At 63.0% G+C, this 14,735-nt stretch carries 13 protein-coding genes and 2 tRNA genes; 9 read left to right on the top strand and 6 right to left on the bottom strand.

Going from position 1 to position 14,735, the window contains the following annotated elements; all coding sequences use genetic code 11:
• Nucleotides 1–67: 67 nt before the first annotated feature.
• The 3 genes from KA184_07580 to KA184_07570 all read left to right on the top strand — a co-directional run bounded on the left by KA184_07580 (nucleotide 68) and on the right by KA184_07570 (nucleotide 2,717).
• Nucleotides 68–310, top strand: coding sequence for a ferrous iron transport protein A (locus KA184_07580; protein MBP8129428.1), 243 nt, complete (start codon nucleotides 68–70; stop codon nucleotides 308–310).
• Nucleotides 307–2,454 (top strand): ferrous iron transport protein B, encoded by a 2,148-nt coding sequence (gene feoB, locus KA184_07575; protein MBP8129427.1) that lies wholly within the window; start codon nucleotides 307–309, stop codon nucleotides 2,452–2,454. Before KA184_07580 ends, feoB begins: the two co-directional genes overlap by 4 nt.
• Nucleotides 2,455–2,531: 77 nt before the next feature.
• A complete protein-coding gene (locus tag KA184_07570) occupies nucleotides 2,532–2,717 on the top strand; it encodes a hypothetical protein (GenBank protein MBP8129426.1) in 186 nt (61 codons plus the stop codon).
• A gap of 23 nt (nucleotides 2,718–2,740) precedes the next feature.
• On the opposite strand, the gene KA184_07565 is transcribed toward KA184_07570, so the two are convergent.
• A complete protein-coding gene (locus KA184_07565) occupies nucleotides 2,741–3,613 on the bottom strand; it encodes a hypothetical protein (protein ID MBP8129425.1) in 873 nt (290 codons plus the stop codon).
• Nucleotides 3,610–3,921, bottom strand: coding sequence for a DUF2089 family protein (locus KA184_07560; GenBank protein ID MBP8129424.1), 312 nt, complete (start codon nucleotides 3,919–3,921; stop codon nucleotides 3,610–3,612). Before KA184_07560 ends, KA184_07565 begins: the two co-directional genes overlap by 4 nt.
• A gap of 254 nt (nucleotides 3,922–4,175) precedes the next feature.
• On the opposite strand from KA184_07560, the gene KA184_07555 reads away from it, so the two are divergent.
• The 3 genes from KA184_07555 to KA184_07545 all read left to right on the top strand — a co-directional run bounded on the left by KA184_07555 (nucleotide 4,176) and on the right by KA184_07545 (nucleotide 10,159).
• Entirely contained in the window at nucleotides 4,176–5,630 is a 1,455-nt protein-coding gene (locus KA184_07555; protein ID MBP8129423.1) for a right-handed parallel beta-helix repeat-containing protein, read from the top strand.
• 363 nt (nucleotides 5,631–5,993) lie between these two features.
• A complete protein-coding gene (locus KA184_07550) occupies nucleotides 5,994–9,134 on the top strand; it encodes a hypothetical protein (GenBank protein ID MBP8129422.1) in 3,141 nt (1,046 codons plus the stop codon).
• A 158-nt stretch (nucleotides 9,135–9,292) separates the two neighbouring features.
• Complete coding sequence (locus KA184_07545) at nucleotides 9,293–10,159, top strand: alpha/beta hydrolase (protein MBP8129421.1); 867 nt, start codon at nucleotides 9,293–9,295, stop codon at nucleotides 10,157–10,159.
• A 25-nt stretch (nucleotides 10,160–10,184) separates the two neighbouring features.
• On the opposite strand, the gene KA184_07540 is transcribed toward KA184_07545, so the two are convergent.
• The 3 genes from KA184_07540 to KA184_07530 form a co-directional block, all read right to left on the bottom strand.
• Complete coding sequence (locus tag KA184_07540; protein MBP8129420.1) at nucleotides 10,185–11,135, bottom strand: ABC transporter permease; 951 nt, start codon at nucleotides 11,133–11,135, stop codon at nucleotides 10,185–10,187.
• Nucleotides 11,135–12,088, bottom strand: coding sequence for a sugar ABC transporter substrate-binding protein (locus KA184_07535; GenBank protein ID MBP8129419.1), 954 nt, complete (start codon nucleotides 12,086–12,088; stop codon nucleotides 11,135–11,137). Before KA184_07535 ends, KA184_07540 begins: the two co-directional genes overlap by 1 nt.
• Before the next feature lie 201 nt (nucleotides 12,089–12,289).
• Nucleotides 12,290–12,478: a hypothetical protein gene (locus KA184_07530; GenBank protein ID MBP8129418.1), complete on the bottom strand. Its 189-nt coding sequence runs from the start codon at nucleotides 12,476–12,478 to the stop codon at nucleotides 12,290–12,292.
• Nucleotides 12,479–12,579: 101 nt separating this feature from the next.
• Here KA184_07530 and KA184_07525 point away from each other — a divergent pair, with 101 nt between their 5' ends.
• Both KA184_07525 and KA184_07520 read left to right on the top strand, forming a co-directional pair.
• Nucleotides 12,580–12,996 (top strand): nucleotide pyrophosphohydrolase, encoded by a 417-nt coding sequence (locus tag KA184_07525; GenBank protein MBP8129417.1) that lies wholly within the window; start codon nucleotides 12,580–12,582, stop codon nucleotides 12,994–12,996.
• Nucleotides 12,997–13,185: 189 nt separating this feature from the next.
• Entirely contained in the window at nucleotides 13,186–14,307 is a 1,122-nt protein-coding gene (locus tag KA184_07520; GenBank protein MBP8129416.1) for a membrane dipeptidase, read from the top strand.
• Between the two features lie 51 nt (nucleotides 14,308–14,358).
• Here the strand turns inward: KA184_07520 and KA184_07515 are convergent.
• A tRNA-Ser gene (locus tag KA184_07515) sits at nucleotides 14,359–14,448 on the bottom strand.
• Nucleotides 14,449–14,657: 209 nt separating this feature from the next.
• On the opposite strand from KA184_07515, the gene KA184_07510 reads away from it, so the two are divergent.
• Nucleotides 14,658–14,733 (top strand) — tRNA-Asn (locus KA184_07510).
• The last annotated feature ends 2 nt before the right edge of the window (nucleotides 14,734–14,735 follow it).

Raw genomic sequence — 14,735 nt, 5'->3', positions numbered from 1 at the left:
ACGGGCCGCATTCTATTCCGTCCCCGGTCCTTTCCGGCGGCAATAGCGGAGGCGCAGTCGCGATCAGATGGCCACGACCCTCTACGACCTGACCACCGGCGCCGTGGCGCGGATCCTGCGGATTCGCGGCGGCGGGCCAAAAAGCATTCGCCAGCGGCTGCTCGACATGGGTGTCACGCGCGGCACGGAAATCCGCGTGGAGCGTCATGCGCCGCTGGGCGACCCCGTGGAAGTGAATATCAAGGGGTACTACCTCGCGTTGCGCATGAGCGAAGCGAAAGAAATCGAAGTCGAGGTGATCGAGCCGTGATCCGCATCGCCATCGCGGGCAACCCGAACGCGGGGAAGACATCGATTTTCAATTTTCTGACCGGGGCGGCCCAGCAAGTCAGCAACTACCCCGGCGTCACCGTCGAACGCAAGGAGGGTATCGCTCACTACGGCGAACACCGGCTCACTGTGGTGGACCTGCCCGGCACGTACTCGCTGACCGCGTATTCGCGCGAAGAGGTGGTGGCGCGCCAATTCATCGTCGAGGAAAAGCCGGAACTCGTCGTGGACGTGGTGGATGCGTCCAATCTCGAGCGCAACCTTTACCTGACAGTGCAGCTCATGGAAATGCAGGTGCCGCTCGCGATCGCGCTCAACATGGCCGACATCGCGGAGAAGCGCGGTTTCGTGATCAACGTTGAGCGGCTCTCGCTGCTGCTAGGGGTGCCCGTGATCGCCACGGTCGGCAACAGGGGCCGCGGTATCTTCAAGCTTCTGAAGACATGCGTGGATGCGCTTGAAAACCCCGAGCAACTGATTCCCAAGCCGGTCACGTACGGTCACGAGGTCGACCAGGCCATCGACGAACTGAGCGTCTTGATCGCCCGGTTCCCCGCCATCGCGGACAGGTATCCGCCGCGCTGGGTCGCGGTGAAACTCATCGAGACGGACGAAGAAGTCGCGGCGGAAGTGCGCACCCTGTGCGGGGCGGACTACGATACGCTTGCGCCGGCCGTGGAGCGCGCCGCCCGCGCGATCGCGACGCACTTCGATGACGACGCCGGCACCATCATCGCGGAGCGCCGTTACGGTTTCGCCGCGGGCGCCTACAAGGAATGCGTCACGTTCAAGGGGGAGGCGCGGCGGCATATCACCGACAAGATCGACGCGGTCGTCTGTAACCGCTATCTTGGGCCGCTCATCATGCTTGGCGTCGTTACGGCCCTGTTCTTCTGGGTTTTCAAGATTTCCGACGAATGGGCATGGATACCGTGGTTCGGCGGGCCGCTCAGCCCCACGGGTCTCATGGTCTGGTTCTTCGAGCAACTGGCACGCCTTTCGTCGGGCCTCGAAACGCGCATGCCCATGCTTCATTCGCTGGTCGACGACGGCATCATCCAGGGCGTCGGCGGCGTCATGTCATTCGTGCCGCTGATTTTCGTCATGTTCCTGTTCATTTCCGCCCTGGAAGACACCGGGTATATCGCGCGCGTCGCTTTCATTCTCGACCGCGTCATGCAGACATTCGGGCTGCAGGGGAAAAGCATACTCGCCATGATCGTCTCGGGCGGGCTCGGCGCGGGAGGCTGCGCCGTGCCCGGCGTGATGGCGACGCGCACCCTGCGCGAGGAACGCGACCGCCTCGTGACCATGATGGTCGCGCCGCTGATGAACTGCGGGGCCAAAATGCCGGTGTACGCCATGTTGATCGCCGCGTTCTTCCCCGAGCGGCGCACCGGAATGATGCTGCTCCTCTGGGGTATTTCGTGGCTGGTGGCGCTGTCGGCGGCGTGGGTGCTGCGCCGCTTCGTCATCCGCGGCGAGCAGACGCCCTTCGTCATGGAACTCCCCCCCTACCACGTTCCGGTGGCTCGTTCCGTGCTCAAGCATACGTGGGAGCGGACGTGGATGTACGTGCGCAAGGCGGGGACGATCATCCTCGCGATCAACATCGTGCTCTGGGCGCTCATGTACTTCCCGCGCCCCCCCGAAGAAGCCGCTGCGCGCCCTGAGGCCGGGCACGAGCAAGCGCCCGCCGAAGAGCGCGCGGCGGAACTCGCGTACAGCTTCGCCGGCCGTTTCGGGCAGGCGCTCGAGCCACTGACCGGGCTCGCGGGCTTCGACTGGCGCACGAACATCGCCTTGGTCGGCGGATTCGCAGCGAAAGAAGTGGTCATCGGCACGCTGGGCACGGCCTATTCCATGGGCGACGTCGACCCGGAGAATGCACAGCCGCTCGCCGAACGCCTGCGCTACGCCCCGGACTGGACCCCGCTCAAGGCGTTTGCGCTGATGATCTTCGTGATGATTTACGCGCCATGCCTGGCCACCGTCGCGGTGATAACGCGGGAAAGCGGTTCCTGGAAATGGGCGCTGTTCGCGACCGCCTATTCCACCGCGATCGCTTTCGTGCTGGCGCTGCTCATTTACCAGATTGGCGGGTGGCTCGGCTTGGGCGCTTAGGCTCGAGCCCAGCAAGGCGCCCGTACACGGCCCGCTCGGGTATAATAAGGGCGCAAGAGGTCAAGGAGGGCAACCCCATGGACGGCATCTCCGGCGTAGGCAGTGCGGGCAGCATCGCGGCCCTGCGTCTTGCCGCGGAATACCAGGCTCGTGTCCTGAAAACGCAGCAGGAGACTCTGAGTCTCCAAGGCCAACTCGCCCTCAAGCTCATCGAGTCCGCGGTCGTACAGGTTCCGGAACAACGGCTGGACGTGCGCGTGTAACCACCCGGAACGCGCATGCCGCTCTACTCCCGCAGCTCGCTCAATTCAATGGCGGCCATGCGTTGTTCCTCCACGGCGCGATAGCGCCAACGCAAGACGAAATGCATCGATGCGCCCAGCACCAGGGCCAGCGCCCCCAATTGAAACGGCGGGAACACGCGCCACCAGTCACCGCCCTGCGCCACCAGGACTCCCCCGTAAACGAGCAACGCCAGCCCGAAAACCATGTAGCACCAGGTTGTCCCCAGCGCAAAGCGGCGGGCTCGCCCTTTCCACGCGAGCAGGGCCAGGGCTGTCCCCCACACTCCGGAGAGACCGCCAAACACACCCCCCGTTATGCCCCACCATGCACCTGGGTCCGCAAGGTCCAGTTCCTCGACCGGGCTCAGTGGTTTCCGCCAGAGCGAGAGTTTGCGCAAGACAACCGTGCCCGAGCCCTCCGCGTAGACGCCCAGCCAGGCCCTTTGCGGGCGCTGGCCCGCCTGCAGAAAAAACGGCGTCGCGCACGGGCGCATCTCCGTTGTGCCCCGCGCATAAGCGTCCAGGGCACGCGAGAAATACTGCTCTCCAGGCGCGAATTCGCACAGCAGTTCGATGCACGCCGTGCCCTGCAAGTTCTCGCTTCCGATTTCCGCGCGGTACTCTAAACGGCAATGCTCGAGCGGCGAGAGCGGCACTTCGAAGAGCGGGAACGAAGCCGGTCCCAAAACGGAGAAGGTCAGCCGCAACTCCCCGGCGGCCTCATCCACCTGCACGACCGACCCTTCCGGCAGTTTCCCGGTATATGCGCTCAATTCGCCGGGCGCAATGTCTCGAACCAGCTCCGGGTCGGCCACGGCCACCGCAGCGCACAGAAACGCAAACAAGGGAACGGTCGTCTGCCATAGTCTTTTCATTGCTCTTCCTCCCGCTGCTTCAAGGCGGCTCGGTGCGCCTCGAGCAGCTTTCGCGCCTGTATCGCGTTCAGTTGCCCCTCGGCAACCATCATCTGCAGTTGCCGGCGGAACGCATCCTTCAACGCCGGGTCTTCCGCAACCTGCACCTTGGCAATAAGCCGGTCCAGCCGCGCGCGCACGGTCGGATACGAGATGCCGTAGGCCTCCGCGACCTCCTTCAGCGAACCCGAGGAAAGCAGAAATCGCTTCAGGAAATGCAGGTCTTCTTCAGCCAGCGCATCTGTCCACCGTTGCGATTCCTGATTCATCCGCACTCTCCCGGCTTAAATTATATTGATTCCGTACTTAATTATATTCAAGAAAGGTCTCGTTGTCAAGTTTGTTAAGTAAGACTTTCATAAAATTAAAATTGCCTGGTTGAACAAGCGCAGCCTTGAGGCACCCGGGAAAGCACCCTTGTCCAGAAACGATGCGAGTGCCCTGCCGCGGGGTTTCCTGCAAACACCTTTGGCGTGTATACTTGCGCACAGGCAGCCGGGGCCACCCGGGGTTTGGAGGAACCATGATGCCAATGCAGGGCAAGAGGCCGTGGGCACTCGCGTGCCTGGTGTTTGCGTTGTGCGCCGATGGGACATACGCTCATGCGGCCGGCGTCGTGTACGTAGACCAGGGGACCACAGCCGTGGTCCAGGATGGCAGCAGTTGGGCGACTGCGGTGGACACGGTCCGCAAGGGCATACGCCGCGCGGAACTTGCGGGCGGCGCGGAGGTCTGGGTTGCGGAAGGCGAGTACAGCGAGGTCGCCTATCTTCAGACGGGTATACACCTCTACGGCGGTTTTGCGGGAAACGAGACCGCGCGGGAGCAGCGCGACTTCAGCGCCAACGTCACGGTTATCAACGGGCTGAGCGCGAACGACGGCGCGCCCGTGGAAACCGTGGTCCTTGGCGCCACGAACAGCACCCTGGACGGCTTCACGATCCGCGGTGGACGCGGCGCGAACGGCGCGGGCATGCTCAATGACGCGGCGTCGCCAGTGGTCGCCAATTGCCACTTCACCGACAATCAGGCTGCGCAATACGGCGGTGCTATCCTGAATAATCCTGGGTCATATCCGCTCATCGAGAACTGCACGTTTGCGGGCAATGCCGCCGGTATCAGCGGCGGCGCCATCGCAAACAACGGCTCCGCGCCGGAGATCCGTAACTGCACATTTACGGGCAACGGCTCGGGTACATCGGGCGGGGCCATCGTGTTCACGCCGGATTCCTCAGGAATCATCGAGAACTGCGTGTTCGATCAGAACGCGACGGGCACGGGCGGCGCCGCAATCTACTGTCAGCAGGCGTCCCCTCTGATTGACGCGTGCCTGTTCACGGACAACGAAGCGGCGTTGCACGGCGGCGCTGTTTACAACGACACCGCGGCTCCGTTTTATGTCAACTGCCTCTTCGCGGGCAATCGCTGTGGCGAAAGCGGGGGCGCTATCACCAATGTCGCCGCCGCCCCCGTGTTCTTCAACTGCACGATTGCGCATAACACCGCCGATGAAGACGGCGGCCCGGCGTACAACAACCAGTCCGACCCGGCATTCGTGAATTGCATTCTCTATTTCAATGACCCGGACGAATTCTACAACATCAAGAGCAAGCCGTCGGTGCGCTACAGCGACGTCGAGTTCGGCCATGCGGGCCCGGGCAACTTCGCCATTAATCCGCGTTTCATGGACCCGGGAAACGGCGACTACGGGCTGCAGCCGCAGTCCTGGTGCATTAACGCAGGCACCAGCGAAGGCGCTCCGGCGACCGACATCGACGGCGTCGCACGCCCGCAAGGCATCGGCGTAGACGTTGGTGCCTACGAGGCCATCGTGATCGGCGAGCGCGAGCCGCTCACCCCGTGCGGCGCCTTGTTGCGCGGAAAAGAGGAGACCGCTCAGGCCGACGGCGGGATTCTCGTTCTGCCATCCATGGCAGGGCTGCTCCTGCTCGTTTCAAAGCGAAGACGGCGCCCGTAACCCGTTCTCGCCGGGCACACGAAGTTCACCTGCCATTGTCTCGCGGACAGACATGACCCCACCCCGCCCGCACCGGACAATTTTGCCTCGGCGGCCGGGCTACACGCTCTGGCCGCCCAAAAGCGAAACCAGCGCAGTGATGACAGACAGGATAATCTGCAGAATTTCGGCCAGGCTCTCCAGGAAACTGTTGTTTCCCAAGTCCCAATCGAGCGCTTTCATGGAACGACCACCTCATGGATTGACATGAGCTTAGCAAGTTCCTCCGGCCCGCGCAAGGCACACCGTGACTCCTGGCTCATTTGCGGCATCGCTCCTAAATCGTTATCGTGGTGCACCGCCAATAGCCCTGGGAGACAGAGTATGCGGTTCCTGGAGACTTGTTGCGCCTTTGTCCTGCTTTCATGCGCCGGCGCAGCCACCGCGGAGCTGAAGATACAGACCGAACGGTTCCAGGCAGTCTGGAATCGCGGGGCGCTTGTGTCGTTGACAGACGCCGCCGCCCGCCCGTTCGTGGAGACGAAAGAAGAGGCCAGCGCGACCCTTCATCTGGAATCCGGCGAACATCCCGTGACGGAAACGGCCCTGGAACGGGAATGGACGCCGGAATCCGGCGCGTCGGAGCGTTATGCGGCGTTTTCGGAACTCGAAGGGGCCACGGGCGCCTGCACCTACGCGGCCGACCCCGCCTCAGGCGACTTGGTCATCGAGCAGCGGATGGCATCTCCCCAGAAGGGCCTTTGGGGCGTGGAGTGGGCCATTGCCACGGTCCCGTTGTCGATGAATGTGCTTGTGCCCGGTTGTTCGGGCCTGCAATTGAGCGCCACTACGCCCGGCGCCGCGCACAAGTTCGATTATCCCATCTCATGGGAGGCGCAACTCGTCATCTTCGAAGGGGACGATGCCGGCTTCTACGTGTGGGCCGAGGACCCGGAGGGGACATACAAGCGCTTGACGGTGTCCCGGTCGCCGGAGGGCTGGCGCATCGGGTTCCTCACCATGCCGCTCGCGCCGTTCCATGAAAAAGACGCCTGCACTTCGGTCCGCTGGCGCCTGAACGTGTATGAGGGCAATTGGCAAGTCCCGGCGCGCCGGTACCGGGACTGGGCCGAGAACGCATTTCATCCCACGCGCATCGCGGACCAGGAACCGGCCTGGGTTCGGGACATTCGCTGCTGCGTTATCATGGGATTGGACACGGACATCCTCGAAGCGCTGCCGAAACGCCTGGACCCGGCGCAGACATTGTTATACGTGCCGTCCTGGCGGAAGGCGGGCTATGACCGCGATTACCCGCGCTACAATGAACCGGTGGACGCGCTTGCGCCGTTCCTGGCGCGCGCACACGAACTCGGATTTCGTGTCATGCTCCACGTCAACTACTTCGGGTGCGACCCCAAGCATCCGGCATACAAGCACCTCCAGCCGTTTCAGTGCCGCAGCCCCTGGGGCGAGCACGAACTGGAATGGTGGCTCTGGGACCGCGCCGACCCGCCGGTCAAATTCGCGTACATCAACCCGGCAAGCGGGAAATGGCGCGAATACTTCGTCCGGCTGATGAAGGAACTCTGCACGGCCTGCTCCGTTGATGCGCTCCATCTCGACCAGACGCTCTGCATCTACAACGACTACAACGGTCCCATGGACGGGCTGAGCATGCTTCAGGGCAATATCGCATTGCACCGCGAATTGCGCGAGGCGCTGCCGGGCATCGCGCTAAGCGGCGAGGGGCTGAACGAGGTCACGTACCGCTACGAAGCCTTCGCGCAGCGGCATGTGTGGGGCATCAACCACGCGGAAGGCACGTTCAGCATGCCGCATCTGCGCGCGGCCCATCCCATCAGCTCGTATCTGCTGCGGCCATACACCATCATGTACGGCTACCTGGGCTGCGCGCCGCCTTCCGACGCGCAACGCTATGCGGCATGGGCTGAGGCATATCGCCACTATGGCGTGATTCCGACGCTGAAGCCATCCTCGGAGCAGACTGAAACGCCCGACGGTTTCACAAAGCAGTTCTTTGACGAGACCGCTTTCTGGCTCGAACACCGCGTCGACCCGGACTTCGAGGCCGACTGGCCCCCGCACGTCACTTTTCCCTACAGGACCTATCGTGGCACCCCAGTGACGCGCGTGCTGGACCGGCGCCTCTTAAGCAGAACCCGTGTTATCAGCCAGACGATTCGAGACCGCGCCTGGGTCACTGACCCGGGCAGCATTCCGGGCTGGCTTGCCTTTGACGCGGACCGCATCATCGGATTGGACCCGGGCATGTGGTATCCCCTTTTCAATGTTCCGCGCGACCCGGAATGTTTCCACATCGCGGGTCTTTCGCAGGGCCTCGCGGTGGAGACCGTGGCGATTCAGGACTCCTTCGCGTATGTGCGAACGCGGCTCACGACGGGCGCCAACCCGCGCATTGCATCCTTGATCCATGAAGCGACTTGCGGCTCCCGGCCGGTACAGGGCGAAGGTGCCGAGGTGGTCGGCGCGTTGCTCGCCGCCGACGGCGCACAGTTCTATGCCGAGGGCGGCGACCTGTACGCGCACCCGCCGTGGAAGACCCCTCAAAGCGGCATTGCATTCGCCCGTTTCACGCTGACGCCGCCGCCGAATGCGCTGCGGTTCGTGAGCGAGGTGGCGCTGGACCCCGCCGCGGCGGGCGAGGGGAAATCCGACGGCGTCACCTTCGGCGTGCGGGTCACACGCAAAGACAAGGTGCGCACGCGCGGCACGTTTCAGAACACGAGCGAACCGCGCAAGCTGGCCATCGGCTTGTCGGAATTTCAGGGCAAGGAAGTCGAACTCGAACTCACGGTGGACCCGGGGCGCAACAGCAACCCCAGTTACGACTGGGCGCGCTGGTCCGACCCTCGCATCGAATGCGATTGGGAGACGAACTGCGAAATCGCGCTCGCCAATGCCCAGGCCTATGGCATGGCCATTAGTGGAGAAAAAGTACTCGCTTTCCCGAGCGGTCAATCAGTGACCAAGCTGCAGATCGCGCTGCCCGCCGCCGTCTATCTCTTGCCTGACACCCCGCCGATGTTGACGCTCCCCGTCGCGCTGACGGGCGTGCCCTTTGAGACGCTCTTCGCCGACGAATGGGGCAACGTGTTGCATGCGCCGAAACATGCCTGTGCGCAGACCGGCGACGCTGCCGTTGGCGGCATCACCCGCAAAGGGTTCTTTGCTCATCCACCGCGCAGTGGGCGCACCCAGATGGATTTTCCTGTCACGCTCCCGGGCGGTCCGGCGATGCTCCATGCCTATGCGGGCATCCGTGACGGCTCGAAGTCCACAGCCGTTCTCTTCCGTATCGAAGTTAACGGTATCGGGCTTGCGCAAGAATCCGTCACGCCTGGCGGCTGGAAGGAAATGACCGTCGAACTCACTCCTTACGCGGGAAAACCCGCGGTCATCGCGCTGGTCACCGACGCCGCCGGGGACTTCTCCGGCGACTGGGCATACTGGGGCGAACCGGAGCTGCGGAAAAAGGAATAGCACAAAAAACATGGAAGGCACGGGCAGAATCCGAAGGGGGTAATCTTCGGTTCTCCCGACGCCCATTCCGCCCACCGCCGATTTCAACATCGCGTGTGATAGAATAAGCGCATTGACGAGATTGACCCTGAGAAATATGGGTTGAAAGGAGCGGCACAATGTTTCGGGGTTTCGTGCTCTTGATGCTGGGGCTCACCTTGGCGGCAATGGCAGACGCCGTTGAGGTCCGCTACGGTGTTACGGTCAGCAGGGACGTGGTCTACGGCATGGGTCTGTCCGCCGCGCAGGACTCGGGCGTCAAGCCACTGCTTATGGACATGTATCTGCCCGAGGACTGCCCGGACATGCTCAAGCCAGCGGTCGTCATTGTCCACGGCGGCCAGTTCCGTTTCCTGGATAAGACCCAGCAGCCGCACACGGTCCTGTCGCGTTTCTTTGCCGCGCGCGGGTTTGCCGCGTTCTGCATCGACTACCGGCAGGTCCAGGATCTGCCCCAGGCAGAGCAGCTTCCCGAGCGCTGCGCCACGCGCCTGGCGCAGCAGGCCGCCGTGGCCGACTGCCGCGCGGCCATTCGGTGGGTCCGCGCCAATGCGAGCCTCTACGGTATCGACCCGGAGATGGTGGCGGGTGTCGGCAGTTCCGCGGGTGGCACGTGCATGTATGGACTCGCCTTCGAAGACGCGGAGCCTGGCCCCGGCAACGACCCCCTCTATGAACTGAACAGCCCCGGTTACTCCTCCCGACTTCAGGCGTGCGTGGCCCTGTGGGGCAATCCTTCGGCGTACTTCCCGGACATCGACCAGAACGACACGCCCATTCTCTTCGCCCACGGCCTTTTCGACCCGAAAAGAGACACCCCGCCCGGGCCAGTTCTCCGGCTCCAGGAGGTCATGAATGTGGCTGGCGCGCCCTATGAGTTTCTCCCGCTTGATATGCCCGGCCACGCTCTTTGGGAAGCGCGCGTGGATAGTGTGCCGCTCGGCCAGATTATTCTGGACTTCCTGGCGCGCGAGCTTGGGCTGTAGCCCCGCGCGCGCCCTGCGAATCTGGTCATTGGGTACGCAGCCGGCGCCGGTAGTAATCGATGACGACCGCACCCACAATGACCGCGCCCGTGACGAGGCGTTTTGTCGGGTCTTGCGCGCCCGCCTGCACAAGCCCGTTTTCCAGCACCGCGATGATTAACACGCCGAGGAACGTGTTTATCACGCTGCCGCGGCCCCCCATAAGGCTTGTGCCGCCGATCACGACTGCCGCAATGGCGTTGAGTTCATAGCCGATGCCGGTGTTCGGATCCGCCGCCGACATCCGCGCGCAATGAATGACCGCGGCGACGCCCGCGAGCAGGCCGCTCGTGACAAATACGAACAACTGGACCCGCCGCGTGGGCACGCCGGACAGGCGCGCGGTTTCCTCGTTTGCGCCCACGGCAAGCATGTAGCGGCCAAACGTTGTATGTGACAGCACTACTTGGCCAATTACGACGATTACAAACGACAAGAGGAACGGCAGCGAAATTCCAAGCACACCCGCGTCCGCGATTCGTTCAATCTGTGCGCCGATGTATTGCGTCTGTGACCGCGTCAACAGATAGGCAGCGCCGCGCGCCGCCTCCAGCATGCCCAGGGTCACGATGAAAGAAGGCAAGGCCCAGCGCACCGTAACGGCGCCGTTGACCGTGCCCGCGAGCCCGCCCGTGACAAGACACGCGGCAATAGCCAGCGGCAGTGGCCAGTGCCATTGCGCGAGGCACACGCCCAACACAGCGCTGCAAAGCGCGAGCAGCGAGCCAACGGACAAGTCGATGCCGCGGATGACAAGCACGAAGGTCATGCCAACGGCAATTACAAGCGAATCGGGTATTTGATTCACAATCGTCTGGAACGTGGTCAGGCTGAAAAAATGCCGGGTAATCAGGCCGAAAAAAACGGCCAGTCCAGCCAACACGAGCACCAAGCCCAGGGATTCCCCCACAAACCGGCGGAAAGCGGCGCTCCGCATCAGGGCCGGGCTCCAGCGGCTACGGCGTCTTTGGTGACCAGGTCGACCGGCGTTTCTCTGTCCGCGGGCGCCGCCTCTCCGCGCAGTATCGCCAACGCGTACTCGATGCCGTACACGGCCAGTTGATCGGCGTGCTGGTCGGCCGTAGCCGTGATTTCGCCCTGGGCGAGCAGTTCCTTAACCGCGGAGATGTTATCGAAGCCCGCTACCAGCACCGAGCCGAGCTTGCCCGCGCCGCGCAACGCCGCAACGGCCCCCAGCGCCATGCTGTCGTTCGCGCATAACACGGCTTTGGTCTCCGGATGCTCCGTGATCATGCCGGAGACCACTTCGTTGGCCCGGGCCATCTCCCAGTGGGCTGGTTGCGAGGCGACGACCGTCAAGCCCGCTGCCGCGCAAGCATCCTCGAAACCGAGCTTGCGCTGAACGGCGTTGTAGGCGTTGGGCGCGCCCTCTACAATTGCTACAGGATCGCCTTGGGCCAATTGCGCGGCTACAAACTCACCCACCGCCCGCGCGCCCTTCCGGTTGTCCGGACCGACGAAGGGAATTGTCACGCCCCTCTCCCGCAGTACGTCCGCGTCCAGGCGATTGTCGATGTTCACCACCACAATCCCCGCGTCCAGGGCCCGTTTGCAGACCGTCACCAGCGCTTTCGAATCCGCGGGCGCAATAACGATGGCGTCCACCCCCTGCGCGACCATCTGCTCCACCAATTGGACCTGGCGGTTGACGTCCAACTCGTCCTTGATCCCCTGCGCCACAAGCTCGTACTCCGCCGCATGCGCCTGCTGGTGCGCCCGCGCGCCGTCCTCCATTGTCATGAAAAACTCGTTCGCCAGCGATTTCATGATGAGCGCGACGCGGGGCTTGTCCGTCGCTTGCGTGCAGCCCACAAGCACGACCGCAGCCGCCAGGACCCGCGCGTACCAGGATGCAACCCGTGAAAACATGACTACCCTCCCGCTTCGACAGGCCGTAGACTATCCCATGCGATGCGAATTATAGCTTGCGGCGTGAAACAACGTAAACAGGAGACCACGAGGCGGGACCGCGCGCGTTGGGCTGTAATGCACAAAAAGAAAGATGAAAACTGAAAGAACGTAAAACAGCACCCCTGAAATGGCTGTCTTGGGGCGTGTCCGCAATATTGGTCAGGTGGAAAGGGTGATGGTCGCGCGCCGGTCTTTCCCGGCAGCGCGTTCGGCCGCGAGCCGGGCGGCACACTCAACAAGGCAGGCAGGACAGTAGGTGTGGCTGATGTCCGGACCGGTTACGGGCGGCGTAACGCGCCATTCGCCGTCCACTTTGGTCTTTTTGCACACGCAACATTGAATCGTCATACGCAGGACCTCCTTGTCCCATCCGTCAGCCTTGTATTACCATCGGCGGCGCAACCGCAGACTTTAACAGGACCAACCCCTGGAAAGGGATAGACCCGAACATGCCGCTCCTGCCGCACCTGACCAAAGAACCGGAAAATGAGACAGAATGGTTCGCCGCCTTGACCAGCATGGCGCGGTTTCTGCGCAGTCCTGAGGGATGCCCTTGGGACCGCCGGCAGCACTCTCAGGATTTTGCGCGGTTCGCCATCGAAGAAGCGGCCGAGCTGCACGAGGCCGCACAGGACAATGACAATGAACACATCGAAGAGGAACTCGGCGACTGCTTGTTCACCCTGCTGGCCTGCGCCGCCGCCGCGGAGGAGGAAGGGCGGCTGACGTTGGAAAGCGTGATGCGGCGCATTCACGAGAAGATGGTGCGCCGCCACGGGCATGTGTTCGGAGATGAGAAAGCCGCGACGCCGGAAGATGCCGTGGAAGCATGGGAACGCGTCAAGGCCCGCGAAAAACAACGATAGTCCGCATACAACCAACATCCTTATCATCATTGGGCGCAAGACATGAGCGAACAAGTACGGCGCTGGGGGGAATGGGCCGCCTTCGCATTGCTGGGGCTGGGTTATCTCGCAGGCCCCGGCCTCCTTGTTTTCGCCGCGATCCGCCACGACGTGACACTGGGCGCCACCGCCGTCGCGGCCATTCTCGTCATGGCGGTGTTGACCGCAAAAGCGCCCGCCATCGTCATGGTAGCGTTCAACCGGTCCCGGATGCGGCCGCCCTACCGCGTGTCTGAGGATGCCGCCCGGCTCCATGAGACTCTCTTCGTTGCGGACCTGCACGCGGACACCATGATGTGGTTTCGCGATTTCCTGCAACGCAACAGGCGCGGGCACATCGACCTGCCGCGCATGATCGAAGGCAACGTCGCGCTCGAGGTCTTCACCGCCACAACCAGGACGCCGCTCGGCATGAATTTCGACGCCACGTCCGACACCCTCGATATGCTGACGCCGCTTGTCGTACTGCAAGGCTGGCCGCGCGAGTCCTGGACCAGCCTCCGCGCGCGCGCCCTGCACTCGGCACAACGGCTCCGCGGTTACGCGCAGGCTTCTAACGGTTCTTTTCGCATTATCGAGAATCGGGACCAGCTTGATGCGTACGTGGACGAACGCCGGAACGGACGCCGGATAGCCGCCGGCATTCTGGGCATTCAGGGCGCACAATGCCTTGAGGAGAGCCTCGAGAACCTCGACCTTCTGTTCGCGGCGGGATTCCGACTCGTCGGCCTCACGCACTTTTTCGACAACGAAGTCGGCGGCTCCGCTCACGGCGTGCGGAAGGGTGGCCTCACTCCCTTCGGTCGCGAGGTCATCCACCGGATGATAGCGCTCGGCATGGTCATCGACCTCGCCCACGCATCGCCCGCGCTCATTGACGACGTCCTCGCCACCGCACCCGGGCCCGTCATCGCCTCGCACACCGGGCCGAAGGGTATACACAATACAAACCGGACTCTCAGCGATGAGCACCTGCGCGCCATTGCCGCCACCGGCGGCGTGACCGGTATCGGCTTCTGGCGGGACGCCGTGGGCCCAGGCGGCATTGACGCCATCGTCCGCGCCATCCGTTACGCGGCCAATGTGGCCGGAGACGCGCACGTGGCGCTCGGCTCCGACTACGACGGCATGACCGTGGCGCCCTTCGACATCAGCGGCCTCCCCTTGCTTACAGAAGCGCTCCTGCGCGCCGGATTTGCGGAGAATTCGATTCGCCGCGTGATGGGCGAGAATGTGCTGCGCATGTTTCGCGCCTGTCTGCCACAGGCGTGAGACGCGGTCAAGCCGCTTGCCCCCGCCGGCAATAACCCCCGAAAAAAGAAATGGCGGAGAGGGAGGGATTTGAACCCTCGGTACGGTTTCCCGCACAACGCCTTAGCAGGGCGCCACCTTAGGCCACTCGGTCACCTCTCCGAGACCGGGAATAGTCTATCACGCACAAGGGAAACCATGCAACCACCCTTTGACACAACCCTTTGACACGGACCACCTTTGACACCCCTCTGCAGCCATCCTTTTGAAATGCGCATGGAAACGCGAGAAATAGAGAGGCTCACAGGCCCATCGCCGCAAGATTTGAAACATCCCGCCCGGCTGTGGCAGGATATATGCCAAATCTCAGGTCCGCGATAGCTCAGCAGGTAGAGCGGGTGGCTGTTAACCACTAGGTCGCAGGTTCGAGTCCTGCTCGCGGAGCCAGT

This window comes from Candidatus Hydrogenedentota bacterium, from assembly GCA_018005585.1.
Classification (GTDB): Bacteria; Hydrogenedentota; Hydrogenedentia; order Hydrogenedentales; family JAGMZX01; genus JAGMZX01.
Note: the sequence above shows the minus strand (reverse complement) of the source record. Positions and strands in the feature narration are given on the sequence as shown.

Coding starts and splice junctions, on each gene's coding strand:
- KA184_07545 (MBP8129421.1), top strand. CDS start 9,293: ATGTTTCGGGGTTTCGTGCTCTTGATGCTGGGGCTCACCTTGGCGGCA.
- KA184_07580 (MBP8129428.1), top strand. CDS start 68: ATGGCCACGACCCTCTACGACCTGACCACCGGCGCCGTGGCGCGGATC.
- KA184_07535 (MBP8129419.1), bottom strand. CDS start 12,088: ATGTTTTCACGGGTTGCATCCTGGTACGCGCGGGTCCTGGCGGCTGCG.
- KA184_07525 (MBP8129417.1), top strand. CDS start 12,580: ATGCCGCTCCTGCCGCACCTGACCAAAGAACCGGAAAATGAGACAGAA.
- KA184_07550 (MBP8129422.1), top strand. CDS start 5,994: ATGCGGTTCCTGGAGACTTGTTGCGCCTTTGTCCTGCTTTCATGCGCC.
- KA184_07555 (MBP8129423.1), top strand. CDS start 4,176: ATGATGCCAATGCAGGGCAAGAGGCCGTGGGCACTCGCGTGCCTGGTG.
- KA184_07540 (MBP8129420.1), bottom strand. CDS start 11,135: ATGCGGAGCGCCGCTTTCCGCCGGTTTGTGGGGGAATCCCTGGGCTTG.
- KA184_07530 (MBP8129418.1), bottom strand. CDS start 12,478: ATGACGATTCAATGTTGCGTGTGCAAAAAGACCAAAGTGGACGGCGAA.
- KA184_07565 (MBP8129425.1), bottom strand. CDS start 3,613: ATGAAAAGACTATGGCAGACGACCGTTCCCTTGTTTGCGTTTCTGTGC.
- KA184_07560 (MBP8129424.1), bottom strand. CDS start 3,921: ATGAATCAGGAATCGCAACGGTGGACAGATGCGCTGGCTGAAGAAGAC.
- KA184_07570 (MBP8129426.1), top strand. CDS start 2,532: ATGGACGGCATCTCCGGCGTAGGCAGTGCGGGCAGCATCGCGGCCCTG.
- KA184_07520 (MBP8129416.1), top strand. CDS start 13,186: ATGGCGGTGTTGACCGCAAAAGCGCCCGCCATCGTCATGGTAGCGTTC.